Origin of the sequence: Reyranella sp. CPCC 100927 (assembly GCF_007859315.1) — a bacterium.
Classification (GTDB): Bacteria; Pseudomonadota; Alphaproteobacteria; order Reyranellales; family Reyranellaceae; genus Vineibacter.
This window is the reverse complement of the sequence record NZ_VOHA01000026.1, coordinates 1-18,702: the sequence shown is the minus strand read 5'-3', so window position 1 is coordinate 18,702 and position 18,702 is coordinate 1. Positions and strand designations below refer to the sequence as shown.

The following is an 18,702-nucleotide window of genomic DNA, read 5'->3' as shown; positions in this document are numbered from 1 at the left end:
CACACCGTCATCCCGAGCGCAGCGAGGGATCTCCCGCGATGGGAGACTCCATTTCCAGGAGATCCCTCGCTGCGCTCGGGATGACGATTCGATCAAACAGGAGGACTCAACGATGAAGACGTCTCGCCGCCGCACCTTGGCCGGCATCGGTGCTGTCGCCGCATCGAGCGCATTGCCGCGTTTTGCCATCGCGCAGGCCGACGACCGGCCGTCCATCACCATCGCCGTGCAACAGAACACCAACACCAACACGCTGACGCCGCTGCGCGAGCAGAGCAATGTCGGCGCCCGCATGATCTACAGCTTCCTCGAGCCGCTGATTGACGCCAAGCACCAGGCCGACCTGTCGCCGCAGCCAGGGCTGGCTACGCAATGGCGCCGCGTCGACGACAAGACTCTCGACCTCAAGGTCCGGTCCGGCGTGAAGTTCCACAACGGCGACACGATGACGGTCGAGGACGTGCTCTTCAGCTTCGGGCCCGAACACATGTTCGGCAATCCCGATCCGAAGAAGCAGTCCGGTACCATGTTCGCGACACAGCCCGGCGCTGCTGGCAAGGAAGCGCCGCCGGAAGTGCAGGCGATCGCGCGTCGGCTGTGGCCCAAGCTGGCGCGGGTTGAGATCGTCGACAAGGAGACGGTACGCTTCGTCAACGGCGTGCCGGATGTGACGCTGGAGGGTCGCATCGGCCGCTTCGGGTCGGAGATTGTCAGCAGGCGCGCGCTGCTCGAGGCGCCGGACTGGCTGACCTGGGCGCGCCGTCCGGTCGGCACCGGCCCCTACCGTATCGCCGAGTTCAAGCCCGATACCCATCTGGTGCTCGAGGCGTTCGACGACTACTGGGGCGGCCGGCCACCGGCGAAGCAGATCAAGTTCACCGTGGTGCCTGAAGTGTCGAGCCGGGTGAACGGGCTGCTGTCGGGCCAGTACGATTTCGCCTGCGACATCCCGCCCGACCAGATCGCCGTCATCGAGAAGAGCCCGCGCCATCACGTGGTCGGCGGCACGATCACCAACCACCGCCTGATCTGCTTCGACAAGAACCACCCGCAGCTCGCCGATGCGCGCATCCGGCGCGCCATGGCGCTGGCGATCGACCGCAAGCTGATCGTCGACACGCTGTGGGGTGGTCGCACCGCGATCCCGCGCGGCCTGCAGTGGGAATACTACGGCCGCATGTTCCTGGCCGACTGGCCGCAGCCGGCCTACGACCCTGATCAGGCGGCGAAGCTGGTCAAGGAAGCCGGCTACAAGGGCGAGCCCATCCCGTTCCGGGTGCTGAACAACTACTACACCAACCAGGTGCCGACGGCGCAGATCCTGACCGAGATGTGGCGTGCCGTCGGGCTGAACGTGCGCATCCAGATGAAGGAGAACTGGCAGCAGATCTTCGAGAAGAACGAGCCGCGCGCCGTGCGCGACTGGTCCAACTCGGCGCCGTTCGGCGATCCGGTCAGCTCCATCGTCAACCAGCACGGTCCCTCCGGCCAGCAGCAGCAGGTCGGCGAATGGACCAATCCGGAGTTCAACAAGCTGTCGGACGAATTGGAATCCAGTACCGACATGGACCGCCGCCGTGCCGTCTTCCGCCGCATGCTGCAGATCGCCGAGGTCGAGGATCCGGCGTTCACGGTGCTGCACCAGAACGTCATCTTCTACGGCAAGCGCAAGACCATCGACTGGAAGCCGTCAGCGCTGCAGTACATGGACTTCCGCGCCCGCAACTTCCGCGCCGTGAGCACGTGATGTGCGCTGTTGATACCTTCCCCCGCAAGCGGGGGAAGGTAAACATCGAGGAGGCCCCACATGCCCCTGATCGAAATCCGCGACCTTGTTGTCGACTTCGACACCGGCAAGCGCGTCGTGCGGGCGCTGCATGGGATTGACCTGGCGCTCGAGCGCGGCGAGTCGCTGGGCCTGGTGGGCGAGAGCGGCTGCGGCAAGAGCGTCACATGGTTGGCGGCGCTCGGCCTGCTGGGGCCGCGCGCCCGCGTGCAAGGTGACGTGCGCCTGGAAGGGATGCCGCTGCTGGGCGCTGATGCGCGCCAGCTCGAGCGCGTGCGGGGGCGGCGCATCGCCATGATCTTCCAGGACCCGACCAGCTCGCTCAATCCCGTCCACCGCATCGGCACCCAGCTCGCCGAGGCACTGGTGCTCCATCGCGGCATGAACGATCGGTCGGCGTGGACCGAAGCGCGCCGACTGCTCGATCGCGTCGGCATCGCCAACGCCGCCCAGCGGCTCAACGACTATCCGCACCAGCTCTCCGGCGGCATGAACCAGCGCGTGATGATCGCCATGGCTCTCGCCGGCGAGCCCGATGTGCTGATTGCCGACGAGCCCACCACGGCGCTCGATGCCACCATCCAGGCACAGATTCTCGATCTGCTGCGCAGCCTGCGGGACGATGGCGGCATGGCGCTGGTGCTGATCTCGCACGATCTCGGTGTCGTGGCCGAAAACTGCCAGCGCATCGCGGTGATGTACTGCGGCCGCATCGTCGAGACCGCGACGGTGGCCGACCTGTTCGCGCACCCGGCGCATCCCTACACCCGTGGCCTGCTGGCGGCGCTGCCTGAGATGGAAGGGCCGGTGCGCCGGCTCGAGCCGATCCCCGGCAGCGTGCCGGAGCCGTGGAACCTGCCGCCGGGTTGCGCCTTCGAGCCGCGCTGCCTGCACGCACGCGGCGAGTGCCGTACATCAATGCCGACGCCGCGCCGCGTCGCCGCCGGCCATAGTGCTGCGTGTGTTCGCTTCGGCGCACTGGTCTCGGACCAGGCACCGCAAGGCACCCGCCTGCGCGAGGTGGCATGATGGAGACAGGACTTGAGACTGCTGGGAGCGCGGGCGTCTCGCCCGCTCATGATGCGGGCGGGACGCCCGCGCTCCCAGGAAAGACCCCGCTCCTCGAAGCCGACAACATCCGCCGACATTTCCGCGTGCGCCGGAGCGGCTGGTTCGGCGCCAGTGCCACGCTCAAGGCCGTCGACGGCGTCTCGTTCCAGGTGGCGCCGGGTCGCACCTTGAGCCTGGTCGGCGAGAGCGGTTGCGGCAAGTCGACCACGGCGCGCCTGGCGCTGGGACTGCTGCCGCTGAGCGGCGGCGCCGTGCGCTTCGCCGGCGAGCCGGTCGGTGCGACATACGATGCGGCCTGGCGCCTGCAGCGCCAGCGCCTGCAGCTGGTGTTCCAGGACACCATGGGCGCGCTCGACCGGCGCATCGCGGTCGGCCGCCAGATCATCGAGCCGCTGGAGATCCACGGCATCGGCAGCCCCGCCGAGCAGCGCGCCCAGGGCATGGCGCTGCTCGACGCAGTGGGCCTGAAGCCGCATGTGTTCGACCGCTATCCGCACGAGCTGTCAGGCGGCCAGCGCCAGCGCGTGGTGCTGGCGCGGGCGTTGATTCTGAAGCCGCAGCTCATTGCCTGCGACGAGCCGATCGCGGCGCTGGATGTGTCGATCCAGGCCCAGGTGATCAACCTGCTGATCGACCTGCAGGAGCGCTTCAACGTCGCCTACCTCTTCATCAGCCATGACCTGAAGGTCGTGCGCCAGATCAGCCACGCGGTGGCGGTGATGTATCTCGGCCGCATCGTCGAGCACGGTACGCCAGATCGGCTGTTCCGACAGCCCGAGCATCCCTATACGCGCGCGCTGGTCTCGGCGATCCCGGTCGCATCGCCCGCGCGCGCACGCCAGCGCCTGCTGCTGTCGGGCGACCCGCCCAATCCCGTCGACGTGCCCACCGGTTGCGCCTTCCACACACGCTGTCCCGTGGCGATGCCGGCCTGCCGTACGCAGACGCCTGAACTGCGCGCGCTGCCCGACGGCCACCGCGTCGCCTGCCACCTGGCGCACGGGGATGCGGGGTTGCCCGCGACGGAAGCGGCGTAGGGGAGTGACGCCATGAGTTTTGGCCGAGAACACCTGGGAGCGCGGGCGTCCCGCCCGCATCGGCGCGCAGCGCCGAGAGAAGAGCGGGCGGGACGCCCACGCTCCCAGGAGGTGTCATGATCCGCTACCTGTCGACCAAGTCGCTGCGCGCGCTGCTCACCATCATCTTCGTGGTGACGTTCGCGTTCGCGATCTTGCGCCTGTCGGGCGACCCGGCGCTGCTGATCATGTCGGCCGATGCGCCGCCGGAAGCGATCGAGGCGTTCCGCCGCGCCTGGGGCCTGGATCAGCCGATCTGGGAGCAGTATCTGCGCTACTTCCTCAACATCTTCGAAGGCACGCTCGGCCGCTCCATGCGCGATGGCCGGCCGGCGCTCGACCTGGTGCTGGAGCGGGTGCCGCAGACCCTGGCGATCACGGTGCCGGCGTTTCTCGTCAAGCTCGCGATCGGTATCCCCGCCGGCATCTATGCCGCGCTGCACCGCAATTCGTTCGGCGATCGCGCCCTCATGGTGGCGTCGGTGGCGGGCCACGCCGTGCCGAGCTTTGTGCTGGGACTGATCCTGGTGCTGATCTTTGCCGTACGGCTGAACTGGCTGCCCAGCGGCGGCAGCGACACCTGGCGCCACGCGATCCTGCCGGTCGTCACCCTGGGTGCTGCCGGTGCCGCGGTCATCGCTCGCTTCACGCGCTCGGCCATGCTCGAAGTGCTGGGACAGCCCTATGTGCGGGCGGCCATGGCCAAGGGTGTGCCGTGGCACCGCGTGGTGTGGCGCCACGCGCTGCCCAACGCGGCGATCCCCACTGTGACGGTGATCGGCTTCATGGTCGGCACGTTGATCGCCGGTGCCGTGGTGGTGGAGAGCGTGTTCTCGTGGCCGGGTGTCGGCCGCATGCTGGTCGTCGCCGTCGCCAACCGCGACCTTGCGATCGTGCAGTGCATCCTGCTGCTGGTCGCGGCCTGCATGGTGACGGCCAATTTCACCGTCGACCTGCTCTACGGCTGGATCGACCCGCGCCTGCGCACGTCGGGCGGCAGCAACCGCTCGACGTGAGGCTGACGTGGCACAGATCGACTTGAGCGACATTCGCCCTCTTGCCACGCCGGCGGCCGATACGCCGGCTAGGGCAGGACGCTTGCGCCGCTTCCTCGAGGCCTATCCGCCGCTGGTGGTGGCGGGCATGGCCTGGATCGCCACCATGCTGGTGGTGGCCTTGGGCGCCGAGCTGCTGGCGCCCTACGACTATGTCCGCATGGACCTGCGCGCCCGCCTGGCGCCGCCCTGGCTGTTCGGCGGCACGACGGCGCACCTGCTGGGCACCGATGAGCTGGGCCGCGATGTGCTCAGCCGCCTGATCTACTCGATCCGCACCAGCCTGCTGATCGCCTTCGCCGCCACCGCGATCGGGGCGGTGATCGGCACCTTGCTGGGCTTCGTGGCGGCGCACTTTCGCCGTGTCGTCGAGGAAGTCGTGCTGATGCTGATCGACTTCCAGGCCTCGATGCCGTTCATGATCATCGCGCTGGCGGTACTGGCCTTCTTCGGCAACAGCCTCACCCTGTTCATCTGCCTGATGGGCCTGCACGGCTGGGAGCGCTATGCCCGTATCGCACGCGGGCTTGCGATCGCCGCCGGCGAGCAGAGCTACGCCGCGGCCATCCGCCAGCTCGGCGCCTCGCCGTGGCGCGTCTACGGCCGGCACATCCTGCCCAACATCGCCAGCACCCTGATCGTGACGGTGACGTTGAGCTTCCCCGAGATCATCCTGCTGGAGGCCGGTCTCTCGTTCCTCGGGCTCGGCGTGCAGCCGCCGCTCACCAGCCTCGGCAACATGGTGGGCTACGGCCGCGAGTACATCGAGCGCGCATCGTGGATCCTGCTGGCGCCGGCAACGGTGATCATCCTCACGACCCTGTCGATCAGCCTGGTCGGCGACTGGCTGCGCGATCGGCTGGATCCCACGCTGCGATAGCCCTCGCTCACGCGGTGGGGAGGAAAAACGCGGAGACAAGCATGCTGCGAACCTTGATGACCGCCTGTGTGCTGCTCATGGCGGCCGTGTTCGGCACCACCGCCGCGGCCGATCCGCGCCCAACCTTGACCATCGGTGTCGCCGACCTGCCACCAACGCTTGAGCCGGCGCGCGAGCTCAGCAACGTCGGCACGCGCGTCACGTATTCGATCTTCGACACCCTGATCCGGCGCGACTTCCTGAGCGCGCCTGACGGCGGCGGGGCTGCGTTGGTACCCGGTCTCGCCAAAAGCTGGACCCGCGTCAGCCCGCAGGAATTGATCGTCAGCCTGCGACCCGACGTGCGCTTCCACAACGGCGATGTGTTCACCGCCGATGACGTCGTCTACACGTTCACCTCGCAGCGCATGTTCGGCGACAAGCCTTGGATGCCGGAAGCCAGGACCTACTTTCCGTCCCTGGAATCGGTCGAGGCCATCGATCCCCATACCGTGCGATTCCGCACGCGGGTACCCGACGTGCTGCTGGAGCAGCGGCTGGCGTCGTGGTGCGCCTGGATCGTCAACAAGCGCGCCTACGAGGCGCTGGGCTTTGATGGCTTCTCGCGGGCGCCGGTGGGGACGGGACCCTACAAGGTGCGCGAATTGCGCACCGATGACCGCATCGTGCTCGACGCCTTCGACGACTACTGGGACGGCAAGCCGACGGCGCGCGCCGTGACGTTTCGCAAGATCCCGGAGCTGGCCGGGCGCATCGCCGCGTTGCAGAGCGGCGATGTCGACATGATCACCAACGTGCCACCGGACCAGGTCGGCATCCTCAAACGCAAGCCCGAGGTCGAGGTGCGCTCGGTGGTGTTGGCCAACGTCCACATGCTGACGTTCGACGAGCGCGGCGTGGCGATGGGCGATAAGCGCATCCGCCAGGCGCTTGCGCTGGCCATTGACCGGCAGCTGCTGGTCGACACGCTGTGGGATGGCACTGCCGTGGTGCCGCGCAGCCACAACTTCCCGGAATTTGGCGCCATGTACCTGCCCGACCGCCAGACGCGGTACGATCCGGCCGAGGCCAGGCGGCTGTTGAAGGAGGCCGCTTACAAGGGCGAGAAGATCACCTACCGCACCATGCCGCACTACTACACCAATGCGCTGAAAGCGGCGCAGGTGATGATCGAGATGTGGAAGGCCGTCGGCATCAACGCCGACCTGCAGGTGGTCGAGAATTTCAGCCAGATGCAGGCATCCGGCGCGCAGGTCGGCAACTGGTCGAACTCGACGCGACTGCCCGACCCGGCGGGCGCGCTGTGGCTCACCTGGGGGCCGGGCGGTCCACTGCAGGGCCGCAAGGCGTGGACCTCGGTGGCGGCCTTCAATGCTGCCGGTACGGCTCTTGAGGGCGAGACCGATCCAGCCCGCCGCCGCGCATTCTTCGCCCGCATGCTCGACGCCTGGGAAGACGAAGCGCCCGGCACCGTCCTCTACCAGCCGGCCGAGTTCTACGCCGTGCGCAAGCAGGTGAAGTGGCGGCCCTACACGTTCTATTTCATGGACCTGCGACCATATAACCTGCGGTTTGAGTGAAAGCGTAGCCGTTGGTGGAGGCGCCCGTCGGGGCGTATAGTGCCCCGTCTCATGGTGTCTCGTTCGGAGCATGGTGTGGCTGCGCCACTGATCGCAGATAAGTCTTTTACCGTTGTTGACCAGGAACGGTTTGCCGCCGCTTCGGGCGACCGAAACCCCATTCACATGGATGTCGTGGCGGCCCGCCGAACATTGGCCGGACAGCCGGTCGTTCATGGTATCCACGCGCTGCTGTGGTCCCTCGATGGCCTGTATCAGCAGGTTCCCGATCTTCCCGCTGTCGCTTCGATCAGCGTCAGATTTGAGAAGATGATTTATCTTGGCGTGCGCACGTCCGCCGTACTGGTCGATCGCAGTCGTGATGGCATACGTCTCGACGTGTTGAGTGAGGGGCGGACGGCGGTGACCGTACGTCTGGTTTTTGGCCATCCGGTGCCAAGCCCTGAGACGTGCGACAGAGGAGAGGCGTTTCAACCCAGGGAACCGATATCGCTGACTTTTGACGACATGGTCGATTACCAGGGGTGCGCGCCGTTCTTTTCGCCGGCCGAGGCGGTGGTGCGGCTTTTTCCCTACGCCGCGCGCGCACTGGGTGGAGAGAGAATTGCCGGGCTTGCGTGTTCAAGCTTCATTGTTGGCATGATCTGTCCCGGCCGCCATTCCATGTACCGCAGCCTCAAGTTCGCCACGACCTCTCCCGCAAACGCCGATGGCAATCGCCTGCATTTCAGCGTCACGCACGCTGATCCGCGCTTTCGGTTGGTCCGACTCGCCATTACAGGAGCGGGATGGCACGGTTCTCTCGATGCCCACGCGTTGCCCCCGCCAACGTCACAGCCAACCATGGATGAGATCGCAACGAAGGTGGTTGGGGATGAATTTCGCGGCACGTCCGCACTGGTCATCGGCGGAACGCGCGGGCTGGGCGAATTGATTGGCAAGATCCTTGCGGTGGGCGGAGCAGACCTCACGCTGACCTATTCTGTCGGCGAAGCCGATGCCCACGGAGTACAGGCGCAAATAGCGGGCCATGGTGGCCGCTGTGAGATCATGCGGTACGATGTTCGTGCTGCCGCTGATGGACAGCTGCAATCCCTGGAGAGGATGCCGGACCAGATTTACTATATGGCAACGCCGCAGATTTTTAGACAAAGCCGGTCGCTGTTCCAGCAGAAGTATTTGGACGAGTTTTTGGCGTTCTATGTGTCAGGATTTTATGATCTGCACGCTGCGCTCCGGCAAAAGTACGGAACCGATTTTTCGATGTTCTATCCGTCATCGATATATGTCGACACCCGCCCCCGCGACATGACGGAGTACGCCATGGCAAAGGCGGCGGGGGAGCTCTTGTGCGCTGATATGCAGGCTTTCGAAAGATCGGGTCGAATCGTCATGCGCCGGTTGCCCAGGCTGCCGACGGATCAGACGGCCTCTCTGGTGGAGGAAAGGATGGCCGATCCGATCGACCTGATGGTCGCGATTATCCGGGAGATTCAGGCGGGCCAAGTCGCGACGCGCGCGACGTCGACCACCTGATTGCAACGTTGAGGGAGACAGTGCAAAATTGCCGCTCTTTTCTCGTCCAGAGAACAAATTGGCTGGCGGTGGCAAGATCCTGGGCGGGATGTGAGAGAGGCGAACAGGATTGGTGTCGTTGCGCGACATGGTATTTTTCGGGGGTAGGTCGGTCGAATGAAGTCTTGGTCCGCAGCCGATATCTTGGCCGCGATACCGGCTCGAAGCTCTGCGATGGTGGAGGGAGCATGGCGTCGGGTCATCGGCGATCAGATGAGCAAGTGGTATGCCACCTACCGGCTTCGCGGCGCGGCAAGAGTTCTGATCAAACAGAATCGCCGAGCTGATGCGGACGTCGTTCTGCAGTTCGGGCTTTCCATTCAGCCGACCCACTACGGACTGCTCGTCGATCATGCCTGGAACGCTCAGAGAGACGGCCGGCTTTCTGATGCTCTTGCACGATGGATGGCAGTCTGGAAGGAAAAGCGTCGCAATCCACGGATTCCCTGTCGCATTGCGCGATTGAGCCGCGAGCTTGGGCAATTCGACCACGCGTCAGAAGTGATCGGTGAAGCCCAGCGCCTGTTCCCGAACAACGCGGCGGTCCTCGGGGAAGCCGCTCGCATCGCGGAGATGCGGGGAGATTGGGCGGCGAGCGAACGGCTCTGGCGGCGCGCGGTCGACCGTCCGATCGCATCGGCATCAACCATGTCAGCGTATGCGCAGACACTTTTTGTTCTCAGTCGTTTCGATGAATTCGATCAATTTATGAAATCCGCACCCCGGCGCCATCGCCGTCATCGCGGGTTCCTCGCGTTGCAGGCGATGCGCACTGCGTCGCAACAACGTTGGGACGAGGCGTTGGCGCTATGGAGCGAATTTCGCAGGCGATATCCCCGCGACAAGATGGGCTGGGAGCATTATGGCCGCACACTGCATGCCCGGGATCTCGCCCTCGCGGACGGCAAAGTTGGCGAGCCTGACGCGTCTGCAGCGGCCGGGCCGGTGGCACCACAGAAAATTGAGGTCGTCGCAGACGAGGACGCGCGGTCGCTTCTGCTGGGGTTCGAGAGCCTTGGCGAAAATTGTGAGTTTGGTTTGGTGCAGCGCCGGTTCGGCGCCGAACCACTCGGCTTGTTGCGCTTCAACAACGTTCAATTGGGCAGCCTGCTGACGGCCCTGGCCAGCCAGTTCCAGGATATGGGCGAGCCGGCCACGACCGAAATGGTCCCCTTCATGAATGAATACTTTATTCAGGATCGCCGGTGGGGCCTGGCGATGCATACGTTTCTCTTCGTGGGCCAACAGGACCCGGACGTTCTCTACAAAAAGCTGTGTCGTCGGATTGCATACCTGAAGGACAAATTATTGTCGGACCTTGCGGAGGGGCGGAAGGTTTTCGTGTTCACAGGTCAGTCGCTGACTATGGATGGCCTGCGCGCCCTTCACGCGGCACTCGAAACGTTCGGCCCGGTCAAGCTTCTTCACACCAGAGTCGTCACCGCGGATGCGGCGGGCTTCCCCGACGGTCGCGCCGGAGAGGTTGTGTCGATCGATCGCGGTCTGTTCGTTGGTTATTTGCGTCGCCCCGGTGTTACGGCAGGTAATGATTGGGACATTGCCTTCGAGGACTGGCTCGCCATCTGCCGCAAGGTGAGGAGCCTGGTTGATGCTTCAAGCGTGGCTGCTGCCGCGTAAATCTCAAGTCCGTCGACATCGACCGAGGGAGTGACGCCATTTTGCGAATGTTCTGGAAGAAGGGCAAAGGCGCTGTCACGCAGCCGAAAGTCCCTTTTGATACCTACGAAGCGCGACCGCCCAGCGCCCAAAACGCGATCGACGCGATACCGGGGTGGAACAGTCAGTTTCCGCCGGAATACGGTTTGATTGCCGGCAACCGGGTCAATTTCGCTGATGATCGCATCATTTGGGCGATGGCGCAGTTCGGTTCCGTCGCGAGCGCCAATGTGCTGGAGCTTGGTCCCCTGGAAGGCGCACAGACCTATCTGCTGGATCGGGCGGGAGCGAACATCACGGCCATCGAAGCCAGCAAGCCGGCCTTTCTGAAATGCCTGGTGACCAAGGAAATCGTCGGTCTTCCTAGAGCCAGGTTTCTTCTCGGGGACTGCGTGCCGTTTCTGGAGCAGTCCGAGGACCGATACGATCTGATCGTCGCGTGCGGCGTGCTCTATCACATGGCCGATCCGCTGCGTTTTCTGGAGGCCGTCGCTGCTCGAACCGACGCCTTGTATTTGTGGACGACCTATCTCGATCCGACGGCATTTCCTGTTGGCGATCCCGCCCTGAAGCGATGGGAGGCCGTGCGGGAGACGCGAACCTTCAGAGGCCAAACGATAACGCTCTACCGGCGCGATTACGAGCAGGTCCATTTGAACCCGGACTTTTGCGGCGGCATCTACAACGAGCCGCGGTGGATGATCCGATCGTCGATTCTCGATGCGCTGAGGGCTCTGGGTTTTTCGTCTCTGGAAATCGCGCATGAAACCACGCCAACACCGCACGAACCCTGTTTTTCGGTGTTTGCGCGTCGCTGATCGGCCAGAACGCGCCTACGAAGGGGGCGTTCCGCGTGCCGCGACGATGCGGACGAGGTCTCCGAGCTGCCGCATGTTGTCGAGCTCTGCCGATGTGAATTTGACGCCGAAGCGTTCCTCGGTCGCCATGACGATCTCGATCTGCTTGAACGAATCCCAATCCGCGACGTCGGCCGCGCTCAGCGCGGCGGACAGCGGGATGTCATCGCGCATGAAAACATCGGCAAAAATCTCGGCCAGGCCCTCATAGATCTCGCGGTCCGATATCACGCTGAAACCTCGCTGAGCTGGATGAACGTCTCACGGGGAACAAAAGAATCGAGATCGAGAACGCTCGCAACGCCGTCGGACCGTTCGCCCTGGGGCGTAAACCCCAGCCGTTCGTAATGACGGCTGACCATTCCATTTTTTTGGCTTGGCCGATAGATGCCGACGAGCCGTTTCGCACCGATTCGCCTGGCCGCTTCAACCACGATGTTCAAGGTCGCCTCTTCGACCTGTCGGCCAAGGACACGGCAACTCATGAGCCAAGTGTCGATCTCGACTGTCGATTGTTCGTCCAGCCGGCCGATGACGACAGCAATGATACCATTGTCTCCAAAGCGATCGACCAGACGCAACTGCAGGCTCAGAATATTCGGTTGCGACATGAATCCGCGTACCTGTGCCTCCGTATAGCGGCGGGTGGTCAGGTTGAACTGGTTCGTCTTGTTGATGAGCTGGACGGTTCGACCAAGACTTGTCTGGTCGACCCGAGCCCATCTCAGATCCATCGCCAGACCGGCGAGATAGCCATTCAGGTCGGTCGCCGATGCCGTGTCATGGCTGTGGCCCGCATCGCTGCGATAGAACGCGGCGCGCTGAAAATCCTCATCCGTAAGTGTTGCTGTTTCGAAATAGCCGGCGTCGGCCAGGCACTGTGGCACGAGAGCCGGATCCTCCGGCAATTCCGGTACGGCAACCATAGGCAACTCGCGGCGAACGAGTTCACGTTCGAACGGATTGTCGTCAACGAAGACGAGCGCATCGAGCCCGATGTTCAGCTGCCGGGCAATCGTGCGGATGTTTGTCGCCTTGTCGTCCCAGTTCGCCACGAAGCAGGCGAAATGGTTGTGCTTCAGGATCATATCGGGGTGTGCATCGAAGGGCTGACGCGCGACGCGCTCGTCGTTTTTGGAGCAAACGGCCAGGAGTATCCCGCGTTGGCGCAACGCCAGCGCGTAGCTTTGGACGCCGGCAAACGCTTCACCCAGCGCACTGCCTTGGCCGACAATGATCCCGTCCATCTGATCGTCCCCGATCACGCCACCCCAAAGCGTGTTGTCCAGATCGAGGACGCAGCACTTGGCACTGCGACCCTGCCGCGCGGCGAGCAGGCGTCCGACCAGGTCCCCGTACATGGGGGCTGCGGGTAGCGCAATTTCCTGTTTGGCATGAAGCCAGAGGGACGGATTCTGCCACGCCATCAGGCCATCGTGCGCGATACGTGCATCGAGGGCGAGGAGATCAATCCCCGCGGCTTCGCTGAGATCACGTAGCCGGCTGTTGAATTTTGTGATGAAGGCTGCTGGCGATGCAGGATGCCGGTGCTCGTTGTTGCCCAGCAGCGACGATAGGGAGGGAACAACGGTCTGCTGTATTACCGGGCAGTCGAAACGTTCCTGCGCGATGCGCCACAGGCTTTGCATGGTCTCGCAAAGTTCATCGAGAACCTGCGTCGTTTGGCTCTGCGTCCCGCAGTCTTGAACGCCGCGGGTGACATGCCGTGCATCGAGCGCAAAAAGAATCGCGCTCGGTGCAAAGGCATGAAGCGGCGACGTGATGTCCAACAGTTCTTGGCGATACTGGTCGTATTCGGTCTCGTAGACATCGAGCCAAATCCCCCGTCTCAGGGCGCCGACCCGCAGGCTCGCGTGTAAATGCGTTGTCGTCGACGATGACAGTATCGCCAGGCGCTCGGGTCTTGTTTGCAGGATTTGATCGGGCGCATCGCGGAATAGCCGCGCCACCGTCGTTGCCAGCGCATTGGTCAGTTGAAAATTGAGCCGATAGTTGGCGAGTGCTACAGCCTCGGCCCAGGCTGCTTCACCCGGGGTTGACTTCGACAAATCAGCAAGGCGCGCCCGCCAGTCGGCGGGCGGCTGCTGGAGCCAATAGAGGCTGGGGCTGCGTTGCTCCTCTGCCTTCATTCAAGGCGAGCCTCGAATGGCGCGAACCGACCGTTATGATACATCTCTCTTTGTCGCTGACAATCTTCCGTGCCGCGTGGGGCAACCTAGACACTCTTCCGAATAGTGTCGAGAGTCGCGTGACTATCGCTCACTGCGGGCGAAGATCACCTTCATGAACCGCAGCGCGCGGTCGGCGCGGCGCTGGATCTCTACATCGCGCAAGCCCTTCAGAACACCGATGGCGCGTCGGATCTGCAGGTCCCCGACCAGCAGGCTGACATAGATGTCGGCGGCTTCGCCGGAATGTTCGACGGTGAGCTGGCGGCTGGCGTGCGCCTGTTCGAACACCTGCGCGATCAGCGGCGCGACCGTGTTGCGGCCGGCCTCCGCCAGCGCCTTGCCGAGCAGGCCGGAACCGGCCGCATCAGCGACAGCGGCGCGGTTCAGCGCGATCGCCTTGTCGCTCACCAGCAGTCGCAAGAGCAGGGGGCCGAGCCGGGCCAGCGTGTCGAGCGGATCGCGCCCGGACGCAATGCTGTCGCGCAGCAGGTCCGCCACTTGCTGCGCATTGGCCTGCACCAGCGAGCGGAACAGCGTCTGCTTGTTGCCGTACCAGTTGTACAGGGTTTCGTTGGACGCACCGGCGCGTTTGGCGATGGCCAGCATCGAGGCCGCCTCGTAACCCTTTTCCGCCAGCACCGCGTAGGCCGCCCGTTCGATCTCGCGGCGGCGGGCCTCCTGTTTTTCGGCGCGCATGTCCAAGGCTCCCTGATCTTGACAGGATCCGTACATGAGTTTACGGATATGTCAAATCGTACATGTATGTACGGTTTATGGAGACCAGGTCATGCAACGCACCGACTCGCAGGTCATTGATCGCGCCGCCCTGGCGATTCTCGTCGTGCTGCAGGTTGCCATGCTGGCTGCCCTCTACACGCGCACCGTTCCTCATCCACCGCTGACGATCGCGCCGTTCGCCCTGGGGCCGTTCATCAGCGCGTCCATCGCGATGGCGGTGGCGGCCTTGGTGCTGGGCGGCACCGCCACGCGGAGCGGCGCCGTCGTTTCCCTGCTGGCGGTCGTTCTCGCCCTGGTGTCGTTTGGCCCGCACAAATGGCTCGATGCCTCGATCGGCCAGATCTGGCCGGCCGTGGGGTTGGCCCAGATCGCTGCTGTCGTTGTCCTGATCCAGGCCGTTTTGCTGCGCCGCAGGGCTTGAAGACCCGCAAGGCCATCCCCCGGACCCCTGTGGACTGAAACCTGTCTGCAATCTTTCCGTCACGGGTCGGCAGTGAAAGGTGCGTACCGGTGACGGAACTCGAACCCGGGGGTGCCGATGCTCCGCCTGCAGCAGGTGACGAAGCGCTTTGGAGAGAAGCGGGCGGTGGACGCCGTCTCCGCGACCGTTCCCAAGGGCCAGCTTGTCGGCGTGATCGGCCGGTCCGGCGCCGGCAAGTCGACCCTGCTGCGCATGATCAACCGGCTGGAGGCCATCTCGGAAGGGCGGATTCTCTACGACCAGACGGACGTCGGCGCCCTGAACGGCCGGCAGCTGCGCGCCTGGCGCGCGCGTTGCGCCATGATCTTCCAGCAATTCAACCTGGTCGGCCGGCTGGACGTGCTGACCAACGTGCTGATCGGCCGGTCCTACAGCATGTCGACCGGCCGCTCGCTGCTGAAACTGTGGAGCGATGCGGACAAGGCGGCGGCACTGGCGGCGCTCGATCGTTTCGACATGGCCCATCTCGCGGCACAGCGCGCCGATACCTTGTCGGGCGGCCAGCAGCAGCGCGTGGCGATCGCGCGCGCCCTGGTGCAGGAGCCCGACATCATCCTGGCCGACGAGCCGGTGGCGTCCCTTGATCCGCGCAACACGCGCCTGGTGATGGATGCCCTGCAGGCGATCAACCGTGACCTCGGCATCACGGTGATGTGCAACCTGCACAGCCTGGATCTCGCCCGCGAATACTGCGACAGGTTGATCGGCCTGGTGGCCGGCCGCCTGGTGCTGGACGAGGCCCCCAACGCGCTCTCCAGCGCCCGTGCCCGCGAGCTGTACGGCCTGGAAGCGGGCGACGTCATCGGTGAGCCGGAACCAGCGCCGATGGCTGCCTATATCGCGCCGACGGTGCCCCTGACCATCGCCGCCTCCAGCATCGCCGCGCAGTGATCCTGAACCCCTCGCCATCAACGGAGATCCTGATGTTCCACCGACGCCAATTCCTGCTCGCTACATCCGCCGCTGCCGCGTTCATCGTTGCCGGTGCCGCGCACGCGCAGTCGTGGAAGGCGAAGTATCCGGAGCTGGTGTTTGCCGTGGTGCCGGCGGAGAACGCCTCGGGCGTCACCGAGCGCTATGCGCCGTTCATCGAGTACCTGTCCAAGGAGCTGGGCACGAAAGTCACCCTGCGGGTCGCCAACGACTACGCCGCGGTGATCGAAGGCCAGCGCTCGGGCAACATCCATATCGGCGGCTACGGCCCGGCGTCCTATGCCCGCGCCTATGTCACCGGCGTCAAGGTCGAGCCGTTCGCCACCACCGTCAACGCCGACGGCTCGGTCGGCTACTTCTCGGTCTTCTATGTCAAGGCCAGCAGCCCCTACAAGAGCATCGACGATCTGAAGGGCAAGAACCTCGGCCTGGTCGATCCCAATTCGACGTCCGGCAACAACGTGCCGCGGTTCGCGCTCAACAAGATGAAGATCAACCCCGACAATTATTTCGGCAAGGTGATCTACGCCGGCAGCCATGAGAACGCGGTGCTGGCCCTGCAGCAGGGCACGGTCGATGTGGCGGCGAACTGGTTGAACTCGGATACCGACTCCAACCTCACCCGCATGGCCAGCAAGGGCATGGTGAAAAAGGAAGACTACCGCATCATCTTCAAATCGGACCTGATCGCGAACTCGCCCTTCGCCTACATGGCCGATCTGCCGGATGACCTGAAGGCCGCCATCCGCAAGGCATTCGCCGAGGCGCCGACCAAGGCCAAGGCTGCGTTCGACAAGCTGTCGGACGGCAAGGATCGCGAGTTCAAGACCGTCGACCACAAGTTCTACGAGCCGGTGGTCGACCTGATCAAGTTCGTCGACCAGCTGCGTAAGACCAAGAGCTGACAGCAGCACCTGCCGGGCCTGCCTGCGGTGGGCCCGGCGATTTGTGCCGGCAGAGCCTTTTGTCCTCCTCTCCCCTTGGCGCCGATGGTGCCCGCCTCGACATGCTGGAGCGGGGCTATCGCGAGGCGGTTCGCATCAGGCGCACGCGCGCCCTGCTGATCGGCGCCTGCGTCTTCATCGGCATCCTTCTGTCGGGTATCTCGGCCGAGGTCGATCTCGGGAAGCTGACCGCCAACATCGGCAAGTTCACCAGTTACATCGGACGCATCTTCCTGCTGGAGAACGGCCAGCCGGTATGGACCGACCCGGTCGAGTGGTACTGGGGTCTCGGTCACTGGCTGTCGCTGCTGGGCGAGACCTTGTTGATCGCCTATGTCGGCACGGCGCTGGGCGCCGCCGGCGGCTTCGTGCTGGCATTCCTGGCGGCGTCCAACCTGTCGCCGCATCCCGTGGTGCGCGCCGTCACCCGCCGCTATCTCGAGTTCTGCCGCACCTTTCCCAACCTGGTCTTCGCGCTGATCTTCGTCATCGCCTTCGGCCTGGGGCCGTTGCCCGGCGTGCTGGCCATCGCCATCCACACCATGGGTGCGCTGGGCAAGCTGTTCTTCGAGGTGATCGAGAACATCGACATGAAGCCGGTCGAGGGCGTGGCGGCCAGCGGCGCTGCCTGGCCCACCGTCGTGCGCTTCGGCGCCGTGCCGCAGGTACTGTCCAACTTCGTCAGCTACACCTTGCTGCGCTTCGAGATCAACGTGCGCGAAGCGTCGGTGATGGGCTTCGTCGGCGCCGGCGGCATCGGCCAGGACCTGATCGAATCGATCCGCAAGTTCTACTACGCCGATGTCTCAGCGATTCTGGTGCTGATCATCATCACCGTGGCCGTGATCGATTTCATCACCGAGCGTATCCGCCACCGGTTGATCGACGCGGGGACGTCGTCATGAGCCTGCAGCCCGTCAGCATCGAGACGATGCGCCAGCGCCATCCCGAGATCTTCGCACCGGCGTGGCGACGCAATCGTGCCGGCATCGTCGTGGTCGGCGGGCTTGTGGCGTTGCTGGTCTATGGCCTGGCCAGTCTGGGCTTCCTGCATCCCCGCATGATCGAGGGCCTGGGCAAGCTGTTTTCGGTGTTCGGCATGATGCTGCCGCCCGACCCGGGTACGCTCGAGCGCGCCTTCATCTACCTGAAGGCGCTGGGCGAGACGCTGGCGATCGCCTTCCTGGGTACCCTGCTGGGCGCCATGCTGGCCTTTCCCATCGGTTTCCTGGCGGCGCGCAATGCCACGGTCGGTCGCGTCGTGCATTTCCTGACGCGCCGCTCGCTCGACACGCTGCGCGGCGTCGACGTGCTGGTGTGGGCGCTGATCTGGATCAATGTCGTGGGGCTGGGGCCATTCGCCGGTGTGCTGGCCCTGATGACGTCCGACATCGGTTCGTTCGGCAAGCTGTTCTCCGAGGCGATCGAGGCTGCCGACAAGCGGCCGGTCGAGGGCGTGCTGTCGACCGGCGGCGGCGCCGTGCACCGCGTACGCTTCGGCATTCTGCCCGAGGTGCTGCCGGTCATGGCAGGCCAGGTACTGTACTTCATCGAATCCAACACGCGTTCGGCCAGCATCATCGGCATCGTCGGCGCCGGTGGTATCGGCATGCATCTGGCCGAACAGATCCGCGTGCTGGAGTTTCAGCACGTCGCCTTCATCATCGTCCTGGTGCTGATCGCCGTCGCCATCATCGACTGGATCTCGACCCGCCTGCGCCTGGCCCTGATCGGCACCAAACGGGTGGCGGTGGCTTAATCTTTTACCTTCCCCCGCTTGCGGGGGAAGGTGCCCGAAGGTCTTCAGCCGCAACATGGGTAACAGTTTGTGCTCACCACATGGGTAACAGTTTTCTC

Annotated in this window: 17 protein-coding genes; 14 read left to right on the top strand and 3 right to left on the bottom strand. The window is 64.4% G+C overall.

Annotation, left to right across the window (positions count from 1 at the left end; all coding sequences use genetic code 11):
- Window positions 1-112: 112 nt before the first annotated feature.
- The 9 genes from FQU96_RS36175 (at window position 113) to FQU96_RS36135 (ending at window position 11,518) form a co-directional block, all read left to right on the top strand.
- A complete protein-coding gene (locus FQU96_RS36175) occupies window positions 113-1,747 on the top strand; it encodes an ABC transporter substrate-binding protein (RefSeq protein ID WP_146546280.1) in 1,635 nt (544 codons plus the stop codon).
- A gap of 60 nt (window positions 1,748-1,807) precedes the next feature.
- Window positions 1,808-2,815 (top strand): ABC transporter ATP-binding protein, encoded by a 1,008-nt coding sequence (locus FQU96_RS36170; RefSeq protein ID WP_146546279.1) that lies wholly within the window; start codon window positions 1,808-1,810, stop codon window positions 2,813-2,815.
- A gap of 125 nt (window positions 2,816-2,940) precedes the next feature.
- Entirely contained in the window at window positions 2,941-3,894 is a 954-nt protein-coding gene (locus tag FQU96_RS36165; protein ID WP_255468763.1) for an ABC transporter ATP-binding protein, read from the top strand.
- 116 nt (window positions 3,895-4,010) lie between these two features.
- A complete protein-coding gene (locus tag FQU96_RS36160; protein WP_146546278.1) occupies window positions 4,011-4,949 on the top strand; it encodes an ABC transporter permease in 939 nt (312 codons plus the stop codon).
- A 7-nt stretch (window positions 4,950-4,956) separates the two neighbouring features.
- Window positions 4,957-5,868 (top strand): ABC transporter permease, encoded by a 912-nt coding sequence (locus FQU96_RS36155; protein WP_370461637.1) that lies wholly within the window; start codon window positions 4,957-4,959, stop codon window positions 5,866-5,868.
- 41 nt (window positions 5,869-5,909) lie between these two features.
- Window positions 5,910-7,448, top strand: a complete 1,539-nt coding sequence (locus FQU96_RS36150) for an ABC transporter substrate-binding protein (protein WP_146546276.1) — start codon at window positions 5,910-5,912, stop codon at window positions 7,446-7,448.
- A 75-nt stretch (window positions 7,449-7,523) separates the two neighbouring features.
- Window positions 7,524-8,984, top strand: coding sequence for a MaoC/PaaZ C-terminal domain-containing protein (locus FQU96_RS36145; RefSeq protein WP_178130983.1), 1,461 nt, complete (start codon window positions 7,524-7,526; stop codon window positions 8,982-8,984).
- A gap of 252 nt (window positions 8,985-9,236) precedes the next feature.
- On the top strand, window positions 9,237-10,661 hold the full coding sequence (locus FQU96_RS36140; protein ID WP_146546274.1) for a lipopolysaccharide assembly protein LapB: 1,425 nt from the start codon (window positions 9,237-9,239) through the stop codon (window positions 10,659-10,661).
- 47 nt (window positions 10,662-10,708) lie between these two features.
- A complete protein-coding gene (locus tag FQU96_RS36135) occupies window positions 10,709-11,518 on the top strand; it encodes a bifunctional 2-polyprenyl-6-hydroxyphenol methylase/3-demethylubiquinol 3-O-methyltransferase UbiG (RefSeq protein WP_146546273.1) in 810 nt (269 codons plus the stop codon).
- A 15-nt stretch (window positions 11,519-11,533) separates the two neighbouring features.
- On the opposite strand, the gene FQU96_RS36130 is transcribed toward FQU96_RS36135, so the two are convergent.
- From FQU96_RS36130 to FQU96_RS36120, 3 genes are all read right to left on the bottom strand, one after another.
- Window positions 11,534-11,788: an acyl carrier protein gene (locus FQU96_RS36130; protein ID WP_255468762.1), complete on the bottom strand. Its 255-nt coding sequence runs from the start codon at window positions 11,786-11,788 to the stop codon at window positions 11,534-11,536.
- Window positions 11,785-13,707 carry an HAD family hydrolase gene (locus FQU96_RS36125; protein ID WP_146546272.1) on the bottom strand — a complete coding sequence of 641 codons (1,923 nt, stop codon included), beginning with the start codon at window positions 13,705-13,707 and terminating at the stop codon, window positions 11,785-11,787. The genes FQU96_RS36130 and FQU96_RS36125 overlap by 4 nt, the downstream gene beginning before the upstream one ends.
- 123 nt (window positions 13,708-13,830) lie before the next feature.
- Window positions 13,831-14,445: a TetR/AcrR family transcriptional regulator gene (locus FQU96_RS36120; protein ID WP_146546349.1), complete on the bottom strand. Its 615-nt coding sequence runs from the start codon at window positions 14,443-14,445 to the stop codon at window positions 13,831-13,833.
- Window positions 14,446-14,536: 91 nt separating this feature from the next.
- On the opposite strand from FQU96_RS36120, the gene FQU96_RS36115 reads away from it, so the two are divergent.
- The 5 genes from FQU96_RS36115 to phnE (FQU96_RS36095) all read left to right on the top strand — a co-directional run bounded on the left by FQU96_RS36115 (window position 14,537) and on the right by phnE (FQU96_RS36095) (window position 18,604).
- The gene (locus tag FQU96_RS36115) at window positions 14,537-14,908 is read left to right on the top strand and encodes a hypothetical protein (protein WP_146546271.1); all 372 of its coding nucleotides are present in this window, start codon (window positions 14,537-14,539) and stop codon (window positions 14,906-14,908) included.
- Between the two features lie 117 nt (window positions 14,909-15,025).
- A complete protein-coding gene (phnC, locus tag FQU96_RS36110) occupies window positions 15,026-15,859 on the top strand; it encodes a phosphonate ABC transporter ATP-binding protein (RefSeq protein WP_146546270.1) in 834 nt (277 codons plus the stop codon).
- Between the two features lie 32 nt (window positions 15,860-15,891).
- Window positions 15,892-16,806 carry a phosphonate ABC transporter substrate-binding protein gene (phnD, locus tag FQU96_RS36105; RefSeq protein ID WP_146546269.1) on the top strand — a complete coding sequence of 305 codons (915 nt, stop codon included), beginning with the start codon at window positions 15,892-15,894 and terminating at the stop codon, window positions 16,804-16,806.
- A gap of 101 nt (window positions 16,807-16,907) precedes the next feature.
- Complete coding sequence (phnE, locus tag FQU96_RS36100; RefSeq protein WP_146546348.1) at window positions 16,908-17,750, top strand: phosphonate ABC transporter, permease protein PhnE; 843 nt, start codon at window positions 16,908-16,910, stop codon at window positions 17,748-17,750.
- Window positions 17,747-18,604, top strand: a complete 858-nt coding sequence (gene phnE / locus FQU96_RS36095; RefSeq protein ID WP_146546268.1) for a phosphonate ABC transporter, permease protein PhnE — start codon at window positions 17,747-17,749, stop codon at window positions 18,602-18,604. The genes phnE (FQU96_RS36100) and phnE (FQU96_RS36095) overlap by 4 nt, the downstream gene beginning before the upstream one ends.
- The last annotated feature ends 98 nt before the right edge of the window (window positions 18,605-18,702 follow it).

What these genes read in the sequence shown, in the direction of transcription:
- FQU96_RS36175 (WP_146546280.1), top strand. Translation starts at nt 113, where the DNA reads ATGAAGACGTCTCGCCGCCGCACCTTGGCCGGCATCGGTGCTGTCGCC.
- FQU96_RS36170 (WP_146546279.1), top strand. Translation starts at nt 1,808, where the DNA reads ATGCCCCTGATCGAAATCCGCGACCTTGTTGTCGACTTCGACACCGGC.
- FQU96_RS36160 (WP_146546278.1), top strand. Translation starts at nt 4,011, where the DNA reads ATGATCCGCTACCTGTCGACCAAGTCGCTGCGCGCGCTGCTCACCATC.
- FQU96_RS36150 (WP_146546276.1), top strand. Translation starts at nt 5,910, where the DNA reads ATGCTGCGAACCTTGATGACCGCCTGTGTGCTGCTCATGGCGGCCGTG.
- FQU96_RS36140 (WP_146546274.1), top strand. Translation starts at nt 9,237, where the DNA reads ATGAGCAAGTGGTATGCCACCTACCGGCTTCGCGGCGCGGCAAGAGTT.
- FQU96_RS36135 (WP_146546273.1), top strand. Translation starts at nt 10,709, where the DNA reads ATGTTCTGGAAGAAGGGCAAAGGCGCTGTCACGCAGCCGAAAGTCCCT.
- FQU96_RS36125 (WP_146546272.1), bottom strand. Translation starts at nt 13,707, where the DNA reads ATGAAGGCAGAGGAGCAACGCAGCCCCAGCCTCTATTGGCTCCAGCAG.
- FQU96_RS36120 (WP_146546349.1), bottom strand. Translation starts at nt 14,445, where the DNA reads ATGCGCGCCGAAAAACAGGAGGCCCGCCGCCGCGAGATCGAACGGGCG.
- FQU96_RS36115 (WP_146546271.1), top strand. Translation starts at nt 14,537, where the DNA reads ATGCAACGCACCGACTCGCAGGTCATTGATCGCGCCGCCCTGGCGATT.
- phnC (WP_146546270.1), top strand. Translation starts at nt 15,026, where the DNA reads ATGCTCCGCCTGCAGCAGGTGACGAAGCGCTTTGGAGAGAAGCGGGCG.
- phnD (WP_146546269.1), top strand. Translation starts at nt 15,892, where the DNA reads ATGTTCCACCGACGCCAATTCCTGCTCGCTACATCCGCCGCTGCCGCG.
- phnE (WP_146546348.1), top strand. Translation starts at nt 16,908, where the DNA reads ATGCTGGAGCGGGGCTATCGCGAGGCGGTTCGCATCAGGCGCACGCGC.
- phnE (WP_146546268.1), top strand. Translation starts at nt 17,747, where the DNA reads ATGAGCCTGCAGCCCGTCAGCATCGAGACGATGCGCCAGCGCCATCCC.